The sequence below is a fragment of the Pseudomonas sp. Z003-0.4C(8344-21) genome, from assembly GCF_900104975.1.
Classification (GTDB): domain Bacteria; phylum Pseudomonadota; class Gammaproteobacteria; order Pseudomonadales; family Pseudomonadaceae; genus Aquipseudomonas; species Aquipseudomonas granadensis.
On record NZ_LT629756.1, the window covers coordinates 3,236,983 to 3,255,440 of the forward strand.

The following is an 18,458-nucleotide window of genomic DNA, read 5'->3' on the forward strand; positions in this document are numbered from 1 at the left end:
CGGTCAGTTCCCTCTCCCTACGGGCGGTCCGACGTTTCGGGAGGGCTAGGGTGAGGGGATCTGCAGGCCTACCGCGTTATCGTTCATCGCCAGCAGGCTGGCTCCCACAGGTCGACCGCATCCCAACTGAAAGAATGCGATCAAAATGTAGGAGCTTGCCTGCAAGCGATGGCGGCCGGTCAGCCGACACCACTGAAACTGACCCACCACGACCTCCAGCAAAATCACAACAGCTGAAAAAAACCATAAAAAAACCCCGCGACCGAATGATACGCGGGGCAAAAAAATTGGTTGGTTGCGGCCAACCAAAGGAGCTCAGTTACAACGGTTATTTGCTGGCAACGGTCTCCGGCTGCCAGCCGCCGCCGAGGGCCTTGTAGATCGCGACGATGCCGCGATACAGGTCGACTTCGGCTTGGGCCTGGCTGTCTTCGGCGTTCAGCCGCTCGCGCTGTGCATCGAGCAGTACGAGGAAGTCGGTGGTGCCTTCGCGGTAGCGGATCTCAGCGAGGTCGGCAGCCTTGCGGCTTGATTCACTCTGACGGATCAGCGAGATCAACCGTTGCTGACGCTTGCCGTAATCGCTGAAGGCGTTTTCCGATTCTTCCAGTGCCAGCAGCACTTGCTGCTCATAGGTCGCCAGGGCGCCTTCGGCTTCGGCATCGGCGCCGCGCAAGCGGGCGCGCACGCTGCCGAGGTCAAACGCAGCCCAGGTGATGCTCGGGCCGAGGGCCCAGGCGTTGGCGGCCGACGAGCCGATCTGCGAGCCGCGCCCGGCGGTCCAACCGAGGAAGCCGCTGAGGCTGACGCGTGGGAACAGATCGGCCTTGGCCACACCGATGCGCGCCGTGGCTGAGGCCAGTTGGCGTTCAGCGCTGAGAATGTCCGGGCGACGTTGCAGCAGTTCACCCGGATCGCCGATCGGCAAGGCCTTGGCAATCGCTGGCAGGTCTTTCGGGCTCAGGTCAACAGTCAGCTTGTCCGGGCGCTCACCGAGCAGGGTGGCGATGCGGTTTTTCTGCCGCACCTGTTCCGCCTGCAATTGAGGCACGGTCGCTTCGACGTTGGCCAGGCGCGCATCGGCGCGTTCCACGTCGAGCTGATCACCGACACCGGCATCACGCAGGCTGACGGTGATCTTGCGTGACTCTACCTGGTTGTTCAGGTTGGCCACGGCGATCTTCTCGCGCAGTTGCGCACCGCGCAGTTGCCCGTAAGCGTCGACCAGTTCGGCAATCATGGTGACTTGCAGTTGATACAGGTCGGCTTCGGCCGCCTGCTGGTCGGCGTCGCTGGCTTCCAGATTGCGCTGGATGCGCCCGAACAGGTCCAGTTCCCAGGCCATGTCCAGGCCCAGATCGTAGCGTTCGCTGTTGACCCGGTCGGTGGTCTGGCCGGGAATCTGGCCTTTGCCCAGGTCACTGCTGGCACGGCTGGTGATGGTCGGCATCGCGTCGTTGCTGGCATCGTCGCGGATCGCCCGAGCGGCTTTCCAGCGGGCGAACGCTACGCGCAGTTCACGGTTGCCTTGCAGCGATTGCGTGACCAACTGGTTGAGGGTCGGGTCATCGAATTGCTGCCACCAGATGCCTTCGAATTTCGACCGGTCGAAGTTCTTTTGCCCGGCGGCGCCGTCGGTGGCGGCCGTGATGTTGGCCGCCTCCGTGGCTGGGGTCTTGTAGTCGGGGCCGACGGCGCAGGCGCTGAGGGCCAGCACCAACAGGCTCGGCAGGAAGACTTTCAGACTCATTGATGCGCCTCCAGTGGCTTTGGAAGGTTGTGCGCCTTGGCCGCCTTGCGGGCCTCACTGCGTTCAACGAAGTTACGGATCAGCACGTAGAACACTGGCGTCAGCAGCAGACCGAAGAAGGTCACCCCGAGCATCCCGGAGAACACCGCCACACCCATGGCGTGACGCATCTCGGCACCGGCACCGCTGGAGAACACCAGTGGCACCACACCCATGATGAACGCGAAGGAGGTCATCAGGATCGGCCGCAGACGCAGACGGCAGGCTTCCAGCACCGCGGCGAGCGGGTCGAGGCCTTCTTCCTGTTTGTCCTTGGCGAACTCGACGATCAGAATCGCGTTCTTGCATGCAAGTCCCACCAGTACGATGAGGCCGATCTGGGTGAAGATGTTGTTGTCACCGCCCGAGATGATCACACCGGTGATGGCCGACAGCAGGGTCATCGGTACGATCAGGATCACCGCCAGTGGCAGGCTCCAGCTTTCGTACTGTGCAGCGAGCACCAGGAACGCCAGCAGTACGCAGAGCGGGAACACGAACAGCGCGGTGTTGCCGGACAGAATCTGCTGGTAGGTCAGGTCGGTCCACTCGTAGGTCATGCCGTTCGGCAGTTCGTCCTTGAGCAGTTTCTCGATGGCTTTTTCGGCCTGGCCGGAGCTGTAGCCGGGGGCAGCGGCACCGTTGATTTCTGCGGTGATGAAGCCGTTGTAGTGCATCACGCGGTCCGGACCCGAGGTGTCGCTGACCTTGATGAAGGTCGCCAGCGGGATCATTTCGCCTTTGTTGTTGCGTACTTTCAGCTGACCGATCTGATCGGATTCGAGGCGGAACTGTTGTTCGGCCTGAACGTTGACCTGATAGGTGCGCCCGAAGCGGTTGAAGTCGTTGGCATACAGCGAACCCAGGTAGATCTGCAGGGTGTCGAAGATGTCGCTGACGGCCACGCCGTGGGTCTTGGCTTTCTCGCGGTCGATAGCAGCATCGACCTGCGGCACGTTCACGGTGTAACTGGTGAACAGGCCGGCCAGTTCCGGCACGTTGTGGCTCTTGTTGATGATGTTCATGGTTTCTTTGTACAGCTCGTCGTAACCGAGGTTGCCACGGTCTTCGATTTGCAGACGGAAACCACCAATGGTGCCCAGACCCTGTACCGGCGGTGGCGGGAAGATCGCCATGTACGCCTCTTGAATGTTCGCGTACTGGCCGTTCAAGGCCCCGGCGATTGCCCCGGCAGACATGCTCGGGTCTTTACGCTCGTCGAACGGTTTCAGGGTGACGAAAACGATGCCGGCGTTCGGGCTGTTGGTGAAGCCGTTGATCGACAGGCCCGGGAACGCTACGGCGCTTTCCACGCCTGGCTGTTTCAGCGCCAGGTCAGACATGCGCTTGATCACGTCTTCGGTACGGTCCAGGCTCGAGGCGTCCGGCAGTTGCGCGAAGGCCACGAGGTATTGCTTGTCCTGGCCGGGGACGAAACCGGTCGGCGTGCTGGAGAAACCGAAGAACGTCAGCACCATCAGGCCTGCGTACAGCAGCAGGGCGATGCCGCTGCCACGGATGACCCGGCGCACGGTGCCGACGTAGCCATGGCTGGCGCGATCGAAGAAGCGGTTGAACGGGCGGAACAGCCAGCTACCGAAGATTTTGTCGAGCACTTTCGAGAAGCGGTCTTTCGGCGCGTCGTGGCTTTTCAGCAGGACGGCGGCCAGCGCTGGCGACAGGGTCAGCGAGTTGAAGGCCGAGATCACCGTCGAGATGGCGATGGTCAGGGCGAACTGTTTGTAGAACTGCCCGGTGAGGCCGGAAATGAACGCTGCCGGTACGAATACCGCACACAGCACCAGCGCCGTCGCAATGATCGGGCCGGTCACTTCACGCATCGCCCGCTTGGTCGCTTCGACCGGTGTCAGTCCGAGCTCGATGTTTCGCTCGACGTTCTCCACCACCACGATGGCGTCGTCCACCACGATACCAATCGCCAGTACCAGACCGAACAGTGACAAGGCGTTGAGCGAGAAACCGAACAGGTGCATCACCGCAAACGTACCGATCAACGATACCGGCACCGCCACCAACGGAATGATCGAGGCGCGCCAGGTCTGCAGGAACAGGATCACCACCAGCACCACGAGAATCAGCGCTTCGAACAGGGTGTGAACCACCGCTTCGATCGAGCCGCGCACGAAGATCGTCGGGTCGTAGACGATGCTGTAGTCCATGCCCTGCGGGAAGCCTTTCTTCAGCTCTTCCATCTTGCCGCGAACTTCGTTCGAGATATCGATGGCGTTGGAGCCCGGACGCTGGAAGATCGGGATCGCCACGGCCGGCTGGTTGTTCAGCAGCGAACGCAAAGCGTATTGGCTGGAACCGAGTTCGACGCGGGCGATGTCTTTGAGGCGGGTGATTTCACCGTCGTCGCCGGCACGAATCACGATGTTTTCGAACTCTTCCTCAGTGACCAGACGGCCCTGAGTGTTGATCGACAGCTGGAAGCTTTGCGCGGTCGGGGCAGGGGGCGCGCCGAGCTGGCCGGCAGCGACCTGACGGTTCTGCTCGCGGATCGCAGTGACCACGTCGGTTGCGGTCAGATTGCGCGAAGCGGTCTTGTTCGGATCGAGCCAGACACGCAGCGAGTAATCGCCCATACCGAACAGTTGCACGTCACCGACACCGCCGAGACGAGCCAGCTCATCCTTGATGTTGAGGATCGCGTAGTTGGACAGGTAGAGCATGTCGTAGCGCTTGTCCGGCGAGGTCAAGTGCACAACCATGGTCAGGTCGGGCGAGGCCTTGTCGACGGTGATACCGATGCGCGTCACTTCTTCTGGAAGCTTCGGCTCGGTGCGCGTCACGCGGTTCTGCACCTGCACCTGCGCGTTGTCCAGGTCAGTGCCCAGGGCGAAGGTGATGGTCAGGGTGATCTTGCCGTCAGCGGTCGATTGCGAAGACATGTACAGCATGTTCTCGACGCCGGTGATGGCTTGTTCCAGCGGCGCAGCCACGGTTTCACCGATGACCTTGGGGTTGGCACCCGGGAAGTTGGCACGCACCACCACGGTGGGCGGCACGACTTCCGGGTATTCGCTGATCGGTAACTGGAACAGCGAGATCGCACCGGCGATCAGGATCAGCAGCGACAGCACCGCTGCGAAGATCGGCCGGGAAATGAAGAATTGGGAAAAATTCATCGGAGTTGTCGTCCCTTAACCGCGTGGGGTCGTAGCAGCCAGCTTCGCAGCCGAACCCGACGCACCCTTGGCAGGGGCGACTTTGGGCAGGTTGCTGGCTTCCAGCGCTTGACGTTGTTGGGCGAGGGCGGCGAGGGTCTGCTCGCTGGCCATCGGAATCACTTCAGGGGTGACTGGCGAGCCGGGACGCACCCGCTGCAGGCCCTTGACGATGATCGTGTCGTCTTTTTGCAGACCGGTGCGGACGATGCGCAGGCCTTCGATTTTCGGCCCGAGTTCGACAGGGCGGTACGCGGTTTTGTTGTCCGCATCCATCACCAGCACGAACTTCTTGCCCAGGTCAGTACCGACGGCTTCGTCGTTGATCAGCATGGCGTTGTAGGTGCCGCTGCCGACCAGTTTCAGCCGTGCGTACAAGCCCGGGGTGTAGGTGCCGTCAGTGTTGTCGAACACCGCGCGGCCACGGATGGTGCCGGTTTTCGGGTTGACCTGGTTGTCGACGAAATTCATCTGACCCAGGTGCGGGTTGCCGTCTTCGTTGGACAGGCCCATGTACACCGGGGTCGTGGTACCGCGCTGACCGTTGCGGGCCAGTTGGGTGTACTTGAGGAATACACGCTCGTCGGCGTCGAAGTAGGCGTAGACCTTGTCGGTCGAGACGACGCTGGTCAGGGCAGTGGTGTCGGCGGTGACCAGGTTGCCGGCGGTGATCTCGGCACGGCTGACGCGGCCGCTGATTGGCGCGGTGACGCGGGTGAAGCTCAGGTTCAGTTTGGCCAGATCGAGTTGCGCTTGCAGGGCGCCAACGGCGGCGCGGGCTTCCTGGGCAGCGCTGGTGCGCGAATCAGCCAGTTCGGCGGAGATCGCGTTGCTGGTGCGCAGACGTTCGCCGCGAGCGGCTTCGTTTTCACTGCGGGTGGCGGTGGCGCGGGCTTGGGCGACCAGGGCTTCGAGGCGGCGGACCTCGGCCTGGAACGGACGCGGGTCGATCTGGAACAGCAGGTCGCCTTTCTTGACCAATGCGCCTTCGGTGAAGGCTACCTGATCGATCTGGCCGGAGACCCGTGGACGGATTTCAACGGTTTCCGGCGCTTCGAGGCGCCCGGTGAATTCGTCCCACTCATTGACCGGTTGTTCCAGCACCTTGGCCACGCTGACTTTTGCAGGGGGCATGGCAGCGGTGGTCTCCGGGGTTTTGCCGCAGGCGCTCATCACCAGTACGGCCAACAGGGCCATCGGGAAGCGCAAATGTTTGAGTGAATGTTCCATGGATGCATCCGCCAAAGTATTGAAGATGGGCGGATGATGCTCGGCGGGGTGTGATGGCACGAATCGAATGAAGCAAAGGTAACTATCATTCGGAATGATATAAGACCCGAGTCAGCCCTCTAGCGTGCGCCTTTCGTTAGGGGGCTATCAATAGGTTTGTGGGCAATGATCTTTTGCTTTTTGTGCAACGATCGCGGTTAGGGGGGCATTGGATTTTTGTGGGAGCTTGCCTGCAAGCGATGGCTTTCTTTCAGGCGGTGAGTTTTTTGGTTTGGGTACATATCCGTTGCTGCGGTAACGGCGGCTTAGGGTTCCGCCCTTACGGCGGGTCACCTTTTTCAAACGCCAAAAAGGTAACCCAAAACGCTTGCTCCTGCGTTCGGCCCTCGCAGGCTCGGGTCCCTTCGCTCCGGGATTGATCCGGGCGCAGCGGCTACGGTTTGCTTCGCTGCACCTCCTTCCGCTGTTTACGACTTCGTCGTACGGTCGCTGCGCTCCCACGCCCGGATCAATCCCTACACTCAGCCTTCCGATGTCGCTGGTTAGGCAAGATCAAGATCAAAAGCACTCGAGCTGGCGCTCATTGTTGAGTGGTGAGAAGCGCCGCATGGCTTTGGGATTTGTGGTGGATTCGCCCCTCACCCCAGCCCTCTCCCGAGGGAGAGGGGGCCGATTTGGGTTGGATTTGGAATTTACGTACGACTCGGTGTCTCACGTCGGCATAGCTCTCGCATCCACCACGGTCAGTCCCCTCTCCCTCCGGGAGAGGGCTAGGGTGAGGGGCTTTTGATTTTCGATTGCTGGCCTGGTGGTGCACGCGATCCCTGTGGGAGCTTGCCTGCAAGCGATGGCAGCCGCACTGGGACAATTTCATCGCCAGACCCACCGCCATCTCCAGCAGGCTGGCACCCACAGGTATCCGAGTTACAACTGACACAATGCGATCTAATGTGGGAGCTTGCCTGCAAGCGATGGCGGCCGCACTGGGACACTTTCATCGCCAGACCCACCGCCATCGCCAGCAGGCTGGCACCCACAGGTATCCGGGTTCCAACTGACACAATGCGATCAGATGTGGGAGCTTGCCTGCAAGCGATGGCGTCCCCACAGGCGGCACTTCCATTGCCAGACCCACCGCCATCGCCAGCAGGCTGGCTCCCACAGGTTTACGCGGCGATTAAAACGCCGAACCCACCATTGCGGCGGGTTCGGCAGGTCGGTCAGAGTTTCGGCAACTGGCCGATGCGGCCGATCATTTCGGTGACGATTTGCAGGTCCAGCTGGAATTGCTCGACGGTCTTGAACTCCCCATCGGTGTGGCCGGTGTATTTCACGTTAGGCATGGCCAGGCCGAACTGCACGCCGTTAGGCAGTTCATGCACCGACGTTGCACCGGCAGAGGTGCCGAATTCGTGTTTCATGCCGAGGTTTTCCGTGGCAACCGCCAGCAACGCCTTGACCCATTCACCCTCGGGGTTGCGGTACATCGGCGCCGCGACCGAATAATCGAACGCCACCGCGACGTGGGTTTTCTTGCTCCAGGCGGCAAGTTTGTCGGCGATTTCGGTTTTCAGTTTCTCCGGCGATTTGCCTTTCGGCACACGCAGATTGACCGCCAGTTTGAAGGTCTCGTCGTCCATGCCAACAAAGGTCGGCGAGGTGGTCAGCGGCCCCATGAACGCGTCGGAGAAACCGACGCCGAGCTTGTTGCCGAGATAATCCAGGCCCCAGTTGTCGGCGAGGTAACGGGCGGCGTCGGTGATGTGGTTGTGCTTGAGCGCGACCTTGCCATCAACGCTATTGATGAAGTCGAGCATGCGCGCCACCGGATTGACCCCGGACTCGGGTTCGGAGGAGTGCGCGGACACGCCGGTCACCGTCAGTTTGACGTCCTTGCCATCGACTTTGGCGCTGACCTCGAAGTTGCCGCCGTTGCGCTTGGCGTAATCGCTACCGGCCTTTTGCAGACTGGCCGCCAGTTCCGCAGGCTGGTCGGTGAGCAAGGTGGCCACCGAGGCTGACGGAATCTGATTGGTCGCCATGCCGCCGGTCAACGCAACGATTTCAGCACCTTTGCCTTCGCCTGTACGTTTGGCGAAGTTGGCCATGACCGTACCGTAACCTTTTTCAGCAATCACCACCGGATAACCGCCGTCCAGCGCGAGGTTGTAGTTGGGTGTCGGATTGCGTTCGAAGTAGTAAGGGATCGCGTCACCTGTGGTTTCTTCGGTGGTGTCGACCAGCAGCTTGAAGTTGCGCACCAGCGGCAGCTTTTCTTCCTTGATGACCTTCATCGCGTACAGGGTGACGACGATGCCGTTCTTGTCATCTTCAGTGCCGCGACCGTACATGCGATCACCGATCAGGGTGATCTTGAACGGGTCGAGGCGGGTGCCATCCTTGAGCACCCAGTTTTCCGGCGTCACCGGCACCACATCGGCATGCGCGTGAATGCCCACGACTTCTTCACCGCTGCCGTCGAGGGATATTTCGTAGACGCGATTGTCGATGTTGCGGAATTTCAGACCGAACGATTCGGCGAGACTCTTGATCTTCGCGGCGATCTTGATGAATTCCGGGTTGTCGTGCTGCTCGACGCCGTCCTTGCGGTAGGTCGGGATCTCGACCAGCTCACGTAGGGTTTCGGTGGCCGCGGCACTGTATTTGACTCGCGTGTACAGCCCGAGCAGGCGGTAGATCTCGTTCTGCTGTTCAGCGGTCAGGGTCTTTTTATTCAGATAAGCACCGATGGCCGGGCTGATCTCGGCTTTTTTCGCCAGATCGCTTTTGCCCAGTTCGCTGAGGAACTGGTGGAAGTCAGTCACCGACGCGGCGTTGTAGGTTTTCAGTATCTCGGCGCTTTGCTGCGGGGTGATGTTGGCTTGTGCAGGCGCGGTGAAGACAGCGAGGCCGGCCAGCATCAGCGTGGTCGCCGCGAGTTTTTTGAAAGGGACATTCATTGCGAAAGGCATTCCTTTGCAGAGTGATGAATAAGTCGTGCCTGAATCTCAGGACACATGCACTTACAAACTACCACCGCTGCGCAGGCATGCGGGAGCCCTGAAACGGGACGTGTCGCACACAACAGCAAAAGCGACGCATCAATGAAAACGTATGCACAGGCAAAAACGTGTCATGGCTTGATCATGAGCGGTTATTCATGCTCAGCTCGTTGCCGACAATTCATCGGATAACAAGTCATGAAAGATCTCCCGCCGACCGCGACCTTGCGTGCCTTTGAAGTTGCCACCCGGCACCCGACTTTCACCGCTGCCGCAGAAGAACTGCACGTGACCCAGAGCGCGGTCAGCCATCAGCTCAAACACCTCGAAGCGCTGTGGGGGCTGCCGTTGTTCGAGCGTGGCAAGGCGTTGCGCCTCACCGCAGCGGGAGCGACGCTGGCGCCGATCGTGCGGGAATTTTTCATCAGTCTGGAGGCGACACTGGCTGATTTGCGCGAGCAAAAGGGCAGGGTGCGGCTGAGCGTCAGCACGACGTATTCCTTTGCGCTGAAATGGCTGTTGCCGCGTTTGCCGAATCTGTCACGGCAGCACCCCGAGCTGTTGGTGGCGCTGGACACCACAGACAAAATCATCCATTTCGCCGCGGGCCAGGCTGACGTGGCGATCCGGCTGGGCAAGGGCAACTACCCAGGGCTGTATGCGGAATTTCTGTTCGGCGAGCAGGTATTCCCGGTCGCCAGTCCCGAATTGCTGCAACGCATCGGCATGCCGCACAGCCCGGCCGAACTGCTGCACTTTCCGCTGCTGACCCGCGATGGCGCCGAGTTGGTGCCGAAATGGGAGGCCTGGTTCGAAGCCATCGGGTTGGGGTTTTCGCCCGTTCGCGAAAGCGTCCGGTTTGGCGACACCAACATGACCGTAGAGGCTGCTTTGCTCGGTCAGGGCGTGGCGTTGGTACGCAGCGGCCACGTCGAGAACGAGATGGCCGATGGCCGACTGGTGCGCCTTTTCGATGTGCCATTCGCCTCGCCGCTTGCCTACTACTTTGTCTGTCCCAAGGGCATCGAAGCGCAGCCGCACATTGTCAGCTTTCGCCAGTGGTTGATGAGCGAGGCGATGAAAGTCCGTTGAGTGGCTTCATGAGGAATTGCTCATGACACAGTGAGGAGACTTCGCTTCAGTCCGCTGATTGCCTTACCTAATATGGTGCCCATGCCTACTCATATCGTCATCCTGGTTCTTTTTGCCGCACTCCTGCATGCCAGCTGGAACGCGCTGCTGCGTGGCGGTGCCGATCGGTTGTGGTCGATGACCGTGATGTGCATCGCCATCGCCTTCACCTGTGCCATCGCCGCAGTGTTCATGCCGATACCCGCGGCGGCAAGTTGGGGTTACGCGGTGCTCTCGGCGCTGCTGCACGTCGGCTACAACCTGTTTCTGGTGCGCAGTTACCGAGTCGCTGAACTGGGGCAGGTCTATCCGATTTCCCGTGGATCGTCGCCCGCGCTGATCACCCTCGGTGCTGCCGTTTTCGCCGGTGAACGCATCGCGCCCGGCCAACTGCTTGGCGTTGCGTTGGTGTCGGGCGGAATTATTTCGCTGGCCTTTAGCGGCCGCAGGCTGTCGGTGCCGAGCCTGCCTTACGCATTGGGCACCGGTTGTTTTATCGCCGCCTACAGCGTTGTCGACGGTATCGGCGCCAGGCTGTCCGGCGCGCCGCTGGCCTACACCGTGTGGATGTGTGCGTTGTGGGGCGTGATGATGCCAGCGGTGTACATCGGCCTGCGCGACGCCCGCAGCCTGTTCACTCTTCGGCGGGGAACATTGGCCGCGGTGGTCGGCGGGCTGGTGTCATTGCTGGCCTACGCCATCGTCATCTACGCAATGAACGAAGCGCCGCTGGGCGCGGTATCGGCATTGCGCGAAACCAGCGTGCTGTTCGCAGCGTTGATCGGCTATCTGTTTCTCGGCGAAGCACTCAGCGTCCGGCGGATATTGGCGTGCGTGGTGATCGTCAGCGGCATTTTCATCATCGGCTGATACGGCCGACCAGTCAGGAGCCAGGTTCATGAATGAAGTCTCGCAGGCACCGTTGATTCTGATCACCGGTGGCAGTCGCGGAGTGGGCGCCGCCACGGCCAGACTCGCTGCCGCGCAAGGCTATGACGTCGCCATCAGCTACGTGGCCAACGAATCCGCGGCGCGGGCGGTGATTGCGGATGTGCAAGCCGCGGGGCGCAGGGGGTTGGCGGTGCGCGCCGACAGTGCCGATCCCGAACAGGTCGCCGCGTTGTTTGCGGCCATCGACCGCACGTTCGGACGCATCGACGTGCTGGTCAACAATGCCGGGATGCTGGCCAGACAATCGCGACTTGAAGACCTCGACTTTGCGCGGATGCAACGCATCTTTGCAGTCAACGCCATCGGGCCGATCCTGTGCGCCCAGCAGGCGATCAAGCGCATGTCGCACCGGCATAACGGCCCCGGCGGCGTGGTGATCAACGTGTCGTCCGCGTCAGCGCGTCTCGGCAGCCCCAATGAATACGTCGACTACGCCGCGTCGAAAGGCGCACTGGAAACCTTCACCGTCGGCCTGGCCAAGGAAGTCGCGCGTGAAGGCATACGCGTCAACTGCATCCGCCCCGGCCATATCTACACCGACATGCACGCCAGTGGCGGCGAACCGGGACGGGTCGACCGCGTCAAGGACTCGATTCCCATGGGTCGAGGCGGGCAGCCGGAGGAGGTTGCGCGGGCCATTCTCTGGCTGGCGAGCGCGGAGGCATCGTTTGTTACCGGTACCTTTCTGGATGTGACCGGAGGTAAATGACTCGTTGTTAGACGTGCCATCACCCTGCTTGGGTGGGGGCACTGATCAACTCCATTTGTGCCAGCCTGGCACGTCTGAATTTCCATTCGCCTGCATATTCATGTTTCCCGCAAACCCCTAATTTGCACGCTGCGCCTGCCTGTCCATCAACGGCGTTCTGGACAGCGCTTGGGCGTGCAATTAAAGCGGATGAATTGATTCAGGGAAACGCTCGAAAAATCATGCCTCATGTGGAATACCTTTTTTGCTCTGCCGTCTCATATGGGCTTTTCAGTGCCTGTGGGTTCATATCAAGAGAAGGCAATGATGATCAGATTTAACGACCTGGCGATTTTCGTGCGTGTGGCAACCGTGGACAGTTTCTCCGCGGTAGCCCGGGAAATGGATCTGTTTCCGGCACAGATCAGCGCCGCCATAAAGCGCTTGGAGTGTGAACTCGATACGCGCCTGTTTGCGCGATCCACACGAAGTCTGCGCCTCACGGCAGAAGGCGAGCGCTATCTGCCTTATGCGCGGGAAGTGCTCAATACGCTGAGCGAGGGGCGAGCCGGGTTGCAGCAGGACGATCGGCAACTCCATGGGGTTTTGCAGATCGCCAGTGCCTCGGATTTCGGCAGAAACGTGCTGCTTCCCTGGCTGATCAGTTTTCGCCGCGAGAACCCCGGTCTGGTGCTACGCGTCATGTTGTCCGACAGCGTCTCGGACATCTTTCGTGATCCCGTAGACGTGGCCGTCCGATATGGCACGATGCAAAACGCTGACTTCATCTCGCTGCCCTTGGTGCCAGGCAATCGCCGCGTCATCGCGGCATCGCCGGCTTATATCGCGCTGCACGGACGGCCCGAATCGGTGGGAGACCTGAAGGAACACGCTTGCCTGCGCTTCCACATGAATGGAAAGCTCTACGACCGGTGGATATTTCCCAATTTGCCGGAGAATGACTCGGTCATCGTAAACGGCCCTGTTCTGAGTGACGACGCAGACGTCATTCGACGCTGCGCCATCGCTGGCGAAGGGATTTTGTACAAATCATGGTTGGACGTTTGTGAGGATGTAAGTGCCGGTCACCTGGAGGTCTTACTGCCTGATATTCCCGGGGAGCTTTATCCTCTGAGCTTTGTGTGCCCGCACCGCAAGCAGTTTACGCCAGCGCTTCGTTTGCTTTACGCGTACTTGAAAGACAAGTGCGAAGCGCTGCTGCTGACGCACGCCCAGGCGCAGGTCAGCGATCACTGTGTTGCAACCTGGCCGGATGGAAGGCCGGGATAATCGGTGTACCCTTCAATCCCCTGGCTGAACCATGTCGAACGATCCTCCTGCGCCAGTGGCAGGCCCCGGCGCAGCACCTCTGGCAACTGCGGATTGGCAATAAATGGCCGCCCAAACGCGACTGCATCGGCAAGGCCTGTTGCCAGGGCGGCTTCGGCACGCGCCGAATCGTAATCGGAGTTGAGAATCAGCGTGCCTTTGAAGGCCTCACGAATGATTGCGGCGCTTGGAGGATACTCCGACACGCCGAAACTGCCGTCAGCCGGCGGCTCGCGTAGCTCGAGATGAGCAATGCCGATTTCGGACAAGACTTCTGCGGCGCGGGTAAACAGAGGCACAGGATCACTGTCCCTCACACCCTGATCATGGCTGCTGGGGGTTAATCGAACCCCGGTCCGGTCAGCCCCGACAACGTGCGCCACCGCTTGGGTCACTTCCCTGAGCAGCCTGACCCGGTTCTCGACCGAGCCGCCATAGGCGTCGGTACGGAAATTGCCGCTGTCACGTAAGAACTGATCGATCAGGTAACCATTGGCGGCGTGGATCTGCACGCCATCAAATCCCGCCAGCAACGCATTGCGACCTGCCTGGACGAACTCGGCAATCAGCGAGGGTATCTCCTCAAGCGGTAGCGCCCGGGCCTGAGAGTAGGGTTGTTTTCCGGCGTAGGTATGGGCCAGTCCAGGCGCTGTCGTTACCGATGGGGCAATGGGTTGTGCGCCATCCAGAAAGCTCGGATGGACCACCCGGCCCATGTGCCAGAGTTGAGCGATTATCCGGCCGCCGGCAGCGTGGACCGCGTCGGTAATCAGTCGCCATCCGGCAATCTGCTCAGCGGACCATATACCCGTGGCGTAAGCCCATCCCAGGCCTTGCTGGCTGATGCCGATCGCCTCGCTGATGATGAGGCCGGCTGTCGCACGCTGGGCGTAGTAGTCGGCCATGATCGGGGTAGGGACGTGATGCTGGGTTCCCCTGGCCCGCGTCATCGGGGCCATGATGATGCGGTTAGGTAACGTGATAGCGCCCAGTTGAAGCGGCTCGAACAGTGTGGTCATAAATACCTCCTACAGAACTGACAAAAGTGCTTCAAACCAGGCGTGCGCCGCCATCGACATTGATCGTCGCACCGTTCATGAAACCATTGCTCATCAGGAAAACCACCGCCGCGCCGGCTTCTTCAGCGGTACCGAGGCGATGCAGCGGCAGGGTTTGTTCAAGTGCCGCGACGAAGCCGTCACGCGCATCGCCCATGGCTTTGGCGAGGATCGGCGTGTCGATAGGTCCCGGAGAGAGGGTGTTGACCCGCACAGGCGCCAATTCGAGAGCGAGGCCACGGGCAAAGGCTTCCATGGCCGCTGATGCAGCGGCGAGCACCGCCGTCCCGTAGGCATTGGGGCGGTCCGCCAGTGAACCGGAAATGAAGGTGACGGAGCCGTCTTTCGAGAGACGATCACCGAGTGCTCTCAGCGCATGGATAGAGGCCCAGATTCGCTCATCGAACGCGCGGTGCAGATAGGCAACGTCGGCTTCGAGCACTTTGCCTGCGACGAAAGTGCCGGCCAGCAACACCAGGTGATCGACCTTCGGAAGGTCTGCCAGAGCCGCTTGAATCTGCTCAGGCTGGGTGACATCCGCCGCACGCCAGCCATCCAGCCCGTGGGTGTCGGCGGCTTGCCGGGCGCGTTCCGGGTTCGAACCGATGACCACGACCTTGGCGCCAGCGGCTTTGGCCTGGATGGCTGCGGAAAGTCCAATACCGGATGTGCCGCCGACGATCACGACAGTGCGACTATTGAGCGGGTTTGGCTGTACTTCAGGCATGTCTGTTTGCTCCTCAAGGGCATCGAATTGATGCTGTGGAAACAGCGTATGCGCTTGGCTCAGCGTTGATAATAGGGCTGTAAGTGGTTACTCTTGTGCCATGAAAGCACAAATTGGTCTGGACCGCCTGACAGGTCTCATCGCCTTCGCTCGCACGGCCTCGCTGGGTAGTTACACAGCGGCTGCACGCGATCTCTCTGTCTCGCCTTCGGCAGTCAGCAAAAGTGTTCAGCGACTGGAAGAACATTTCGGCCTGCGGCTTTTCAGTCGGACCACTCGCTCATTGACCCTGACCCCCGAGGGTCGTGAGTTGTACGAGCGTGCATTGCGCGTAATCCGCGAAGTCGAGGACATCGAACAAGCCGCTGTCGCATCGAGGGGCGAGCCGTCAGGAACGCTCAAGGTGACCGCGCCACTGCCGATCGGGGTCAACATTCTTGCCCCGGCGCTCCCTGCGTTCCGTGAGCGCTATCCGAAACTGGTGGTGGATCTGCGGCTCGGCGATCAGTTCGCCGATATCATCGAACAAGGCATCGACGTCGCCATCAGAGTCGGCAATCTGGCTGACTCGCGGCTGGTATCCAAGCCACTCGGCCCGCATCGAATCTGCACGTTTGCATCGCCCGGTTATCTCGCCAGAAAAGGCAAACCGCGCAACATTGATGACCTGGTCAACCATGATTGCGTGAATTTTCGCTATCAGAGTTCGGGGCAGGCGCTGCGCTGGCCATTTCAAGTGGGGGAGCGTGTCGTCGAGATCACGCCCGACGCCACCATGACTATTGATGTGAGCGACGCCGTTGCAGTGACGCTCGCGGCAGGCGGCGGCATCGGTATCTCTCCGACCTACGTTGCCGCGCCTTTTGTACAGCGAGGTGAGTTGGTTCCGGTGTTTCCCGAGCACGCCGTAGACCGGTTCGTCATCACCGCACTCTGGCCCGAAAGCCGAAGAGGTAATCCCAACGTGAAGGCATTCGTAGACTTTCTACAGGAAGTCTTCCCGGTGCCGGCGCCTTGGGATGTGATAGTCGAATCGTCCGCAAATGCTGAGCGCTAAGGACGTTTAACCAGATGCATGCCGCACCCAACCGGGAATGCGGCATGCGCAAGGCTCGCTTAGTTGAGGTGAGCCTTGAGCTCTGTGCCTGCCTGTCTCATGGCCGCTTTGACTTCCGGTACCTGGCTCAATGGGTTGAGCAGGCCATAGTCATGGATCATGCCGTTGTAGCGAACCGCGGTGACATCGACCCCGGCCGCGTCCAGCTTCTGCGCGTAGGCTTCGCCCTCATCGCGCAACACATCCAGCCCTGCGGTTTGAACGAGGGCAGGTGGAAGGTCTTTCAACTGATCAATGCTGGCTTTAAGCGGCGATGCATGAATTTGCGTCCGTGCATTCAGGTCGGTTGTGTAGCTGTCCCAGAACCAGGTCATCATGTTTTTGGTGAGGAAATGGCCTTCAGCGAATTGCTTGTAGCTGTCCGTTTCGAAGCTGGAATCGGTGACCGGCCAGAGGAGCAGCTGGAATCGAATCTTCGGGGTGGCTTTCTCTTTGGCCATCAGGCTCACGACGGCGGCCATGTTGCCGCCGACACTGTTACCGGCCACCGCCAGACGCTTGCCATCGACATTGATCTGTTGACCGTTTTCGGCCACCCATTGCGTGGCCGCGTAGGCCTGGTTAATGGCGGTGGGATAGTGGGCTTCAGGGGAGGGCGTGTAATCGACATACACCGCGACCGCACCGGAGGAAACGACCAGGTCGCGAATCAGCCGCGCGTGTGTCGGGTAGTCTCCGAGAACCCAGCCGCCGCCATGAAAGAACATGAACGCGGGAAGCTCGCCTTTGACTTTTTCCGGCCGTACCACCGTCAGTTTGAGGGGTTTACCTTCGAAGGTGATCGTCCTGTGAGTGACCTCCACGCCCGATAAATCAACCTTTACCGAGTTTTGTGCGCCGGTCAGCACGGCGCGGGCTTCTTTAGGGCTCAGTTGCTCCAGAGGCTTGCCACCACCCGCCGCAAGCGCGTTGAGAAAGGTTTGGGTTTGATGTTCCGGCACCGGATCGGTAGCAGCCATTGCCGACCCGACCGATAGAGCGAGCATCGCCGGCACTGCTTTCACGAGATGTTTCATATTGCCTCCTGAGGCCATTGGTTTTATTTAATGATTTGCTGCGGGGACGTTCGGAGCCACATCGATACGGCGTTGGCAAAAGCTTCAACATCCTTGCCGCTACCGGTGATGATCCATTTCAATATCACTACATCTTCGGGCACGAAGATGGCGCCATAGCTTTTCAACTGAATCACTAACTCGACCGAGTTATCGATGGTCGCTTTTTTTCCAAGCAGAACACCGGCCTGGGCCAGTACTATCGAGCCAAGGCCAATTCCGGCAATCAACTTTCGCGCTTTGTCGAATTTTTGCAGTCTGGAAATAATGTCCGTGTTGTTCCATAAATACTCTTTGGTTCCGGACTCGCCCATCACGGCGATAGCGTCAAAGCAATCGCTATGCAGTTCTTGCAGGTCGTGCGTCTTGAGATTGCCAATTGGCATCTCTTCGGTGTTGCGCACATCAACGGAGAAAATTCTCAAGTTGTATTTTTTGCGCCATATACCCAGGCACGACATGAGCATCGGCGCGTCAATCCGCCTCGGCGGAATAATGATCGCTAAACTTTTCATCGGTGTGTCCTGGCCGTGCAACTTGATAGGTCTGTAACAAGCATCAACCAGTCGAGCGTTCAGATACAGCTGAGTAATGAATGAGGACTTACATCCCAGCGATTTAAATGACTCAGGGGCTTCGTTTCAAAGGCCTCGGCGGCATTCGCACTTTATTTGTGCAAGTGCTGAATACCCGCGCGTGTTCTCTTTTCGGCTGCCGAAAAATATGCTTCGGCTACATAGGGCTCGTGCATGACTTGCGGACTTTCTACAAGTCACGCTGTAAATGAACGTGTGTAGGTAGCCAGTGAGGTGCTGAAATGAATGATTCACCAGAGAAGCGGCAGACGAGTGAAAGTTACAATCAAATCAGAGTGCATTTTCATGTGTGCCCATCCCAAACTTGCGTTGAAGTACAAGATGCACTTGAGCGCCTCGCATTGCTGCCCGGATGCGTTGACTATGACTTAAGGTATTCACAATCAAACATATTTCAATGGACCATCACCGGCGTATGGAGCCATGCGGAAAACCGCAATCGTCACTATTGCAGTGAACAGATTCAGGTTCTCTTCAGGTGTCTGATTTTGCAGCGTGCCTCGCTGATCTGTTGCAGCGAGGGCGAGATGTTGCATTCCAAGGACTCGGACGCTTGAGCCTTGCATTGCAAGCAGGCGTGTGAGCGGTTTCCTCGAT

14 protein-coding genes are annotated in these 18,458 nt (G+C 59.7%); 5 read left to right on the forward strand and 9 right to left on the reverse strand.

The genetic code is table 11. The features are described 5' to 3' along the window. Positions 1-328: 328 nt before the first annotated feature. From BLU24_RS14825 to BLU24_RS14840, 4 genes are all read right to left on the reverse strand, one after another. Positions 329-1,750, reverse strand: coding sequence for an efflux transporter outer membrane subunit (locus BLU24_RS14825; RefSeq protein WP_090283548.1), 1,422 nt, complete (start codon positions 1,748-1,750; stop codon positions 329-331). Then, entirely contained in the window at positions 1,747-4,938 is a 3,192-nt protein-coding gene (locus tag BLU24_RS14830; protein ID WP_093101472.1) for an efflux RND transporter permease subunit, read from the reverse strand. The genes BLU24_RS14825 and BLU24_RS14830 overlap by 4 nt, the downstream gene beginning before the upstream one ends. Positions 4,939-4,953: 15 nt before the next feature. Then, positions 4,954-6,207, reverse strand: a complete 1,254-nt coding sequence (mexE, locus tag BLU24_RS14835) for a multidrug efflux RND transporter periplasmic adaptor subunit MexE (protein WP_093101474.1) — start codon at positions 6,205-6,207, stop codon at positions 4,954-4,956. Between the two features lie 1,220 nt (positions 6,208-7,427). After that, positions 7,428-9,167 carry a dipeptidase gene (locus BLU24_RS14840; RefSeq protein WP_093101476.1) on the reverse strand — a complete coding sequence of 580 codons (1,740 nt, stop codon included), beginning with the start codon at positions 9,165-9,167 and terminating at the stop codon, positions 7,428-7,430. A gap of 240 nt (positions 9,168-9,407) precedes the next feature. On the opposite strand from BLU24_RS14840, the gene gcvA reads away from it, so the two are divergent. The 4 genes from gcvA (at position 9,408) to BLU24_RS14860 (ending at position 13,269) form a co-directional block, all read left to right on the forward strand. Further along, positions 9,408-10,301, forward strand: coding sequence for a transcriptional regulator GcvA (gene gcvA, locus BLU24_RS14845; protein ID WP_093101478.1), 894 nt, complete (start codon positions 9,408-9,410; stop codon positions 10,299-10,301). A gap of 81 nt (positions 10,302-10,382) precedes the next feature. Beyond that, the gene (locus tag BLU24_RS14850) at positions 10,383-11,210 is read left to right on the forward strand and encodes a DMT family transporter (RefSeq protein ID WP_093106705.1); all 828 of its coding nucleotides are present in this window, start codon (positions 10,383-10,385) and stop codon (positions 11,208-11,210) included. A gap of 28 nt (positions 11,211-11,238) precedes the next feature. Then, complete coding sequence (locus tag BLU24_RS14855) at positions 11,239-12,000, forward strand: glucose 1-dehydrogenase (protein WP_093101480.1); 762 nt, start codon at positions 11,239-11,241, stop codon at positions 11,998-12,000. Between the two features lie 306 nt (positions 12,001-12,306). Beyond that, positions 12,307-13,269: a LysR family transcriptional regulator gene (locus BLU24_RS14860; protein ID WP_093106708.1), complete on the forward strand. Its 963-nt coding sequence runs from the start codon at positions 12,307-12,309 to the stop codon at positions 13,267-13,269. On the opposite strand, the gene BLU24_RS14865 is transcribed toward BLU24_RS14860, so the two are convergent. Continuing rightward, a complete protein-coding gene (locus BLU24_RS14865) occupies positions 13,230-14,327 on the reverse strand; it encodes an alkene reductase (RefSeq protein ID WP_093101482.1) in 1,098 nt (365 codons plus the stop codon). The two genes, BLU24_RS14860 and BLU24_RS14865, sit on opposite strands and share 40 nt — an antisense overlap. A gap of 31 nt (positions 14,328-14,358) precedes the next feature. Further along, on the reverse strand, positions 14,359-15,093 hold the full coding sequence (locus BLU24_RS14870; RefSeq protein ID WP_093101484.1) for an SDR family oxidoreductase: 735 nt from the start codon (positions 15,091-15,093) through the stop codon (positions 14,359-14,361). Between the two features lie 100 nt (positions 15,094-15,193). Between BLU24_RS14870 and BLU24_RS14875 the strand changes: the two genes are divergently transcribed. Next, a complete protein-coding gene (locus BLU24_RS14875) occupies positions 15,194-16,150 on the forward strand; it encodes a LysR family transcriptional regulator (protein WP_093101487.1) in 957 nt (318 codons plus the stop codon). A gap of 59 nt (positions 16,151-16,209) precedes the next feature. On the opposite strand, the gene BLU24_RS14880 is transcribed toward BLU24_RS14875, so the two are convergent. From BLU24_RS14880 to BLU24_RS27645, 3 genes are all read right to left on the reverse strand, one after another. Next, entirely contained in the window at positions 16,210-17,226 is a 1,017-nt protein-coding gene (locus tag BLU24_RS14880) for an alpha/beta hydrolase (RefSeq protein WP_093101490.1), read from the reverse strand. A 23-nt stretch (positions 17,227-17,249) separates the two neighbouring features. Continuing rightward, positions 17,250-17,780 carry a DJ-1/PfpI family protein gene (locus BLU24_RS14885; RefSeq protein ID WP_093101493.1) on the reverse strand — a complete coding sequence of 177 codons (531 nt, stop codon included), beginning with the start codon at positions 17,778-17,780 and terminating at the stop codon, positions 17,250-17,252. Positions 17,781-18,244: 464 nt separating this feature from the next. Then, positions 18,245-18,397, reverse strand: coding sequence for a hypothetical protein (locus BLU24_RS27645; RefSeq protein WP_157720852.1), 153 nt, complete (start codon positions 18,395-18,397; stop codon positions 18,245-18,247). Positions 18,398-18,458: the final 61 nt, after the last annotated feature.

Excerpts from the sequence above, each read along its gene's own strand:
- BLU24_RS14860 (WP_093106708.1), top strand. The coding sequence starts at position 12,307 with ATGATCAGATTTAACGACCTGGCGATTTTCGTGCGTGTGGCAACCGTG.
- mexE (WP_093101474.1), bottom strand. The coding sequence starts at position 6,207 with ATGGAACATTCACTCAAACATTTGCGCTTCCCGATGGCCCTGTTGGCC.
- BLU24_RS14850 (WP_093106705.1), top strand. The coding sequence starts at position 10,383 with ATGCCTACTCATATCGTCATCCTGGTTCTTTTTGCCGCACTCCTGCAT.
- BLU24_RS14865 (WP_093101482.1), bottom strand. The coding sequence starts at position 14,327 with ATGACCACACTGTTCGAGCCGCTTCAACTGGGCGCTATCACGTTACCT.
- BLU24_RS14880 (WP_093101490.1), bottom strand. The coding sequence starts at position 17,226 with ATGAAACATCTCGTGAAAGCAGTGCCGGCGATGCTCGCTCTATCGGTC.
- BLU24_RS14855 (WP_093101480.1), top strand. The coding sequence starts at position 11,239 with ATGAATGAAGTCTCGCAGGCACCGTTGATTCTGATCACCGGTGGCAGT.
- BLU24_RS14825 (WP_090283548.1), bottom strand. The coding sequence starts at position 1,750 with ATGAGTCTGAAAGTCTTCCTGCCGAGCCTGTTGGTGCTGGCCCTCAGC.
- BLU24_RS14870 (WP_093101484.1), bottom strand. The coding sequence starts at position 15,093 with ATGCCTGAAGTACAGCCAAACCCGCTCAATAGTCGCACTGTCGTGATC.
- BLU24_RS14830 (WP_093101472.1), bottom strand. The coding sequence starts at position 4,938 with ATGAATTTTTCCCAATTCTTCATTTCCCGGCCGATCTTCGCAGCGGTG.
- BLU24_RS14840 (WP_093101476.1), bottom strand. The coding sequence starts at position 9,167 with ATGAATGTCCCTTTCAAAAAACTCGCGGCGACCACGCTGATGCTGGCC.
- BLU24_RS14885 (WP_093101493.1), bottom strand. The coding sequence starts at position 17,780 with ATGAAAAGTTTAGCGATCATTATTCCGCCGAGGCGGATTGACGCGCCG.
- BLU24_RS27645 (WP_157720852.1), bottom strand. The coding sequence starts at position 18,397 with ATGCAACATCTCGCCCTCGCTGCAACAGATCAGCGAGGCACGCTGCAA.
- BLU24_RS14875 (WP_093101487.1), top strand. The coding sequence starts at position 15,194 with ATGAAAGCACAAATTGGTCTGGACCGCCTGACAGGTCTCATCGCCTTC.
- gcvA (WP_093101478.1), top strand. The coding sequence starts at position 9,408 with ATGAAAGATCTCCCGCCGACCGCGACCTTGCGTGCCTTTGAAGTTGCC.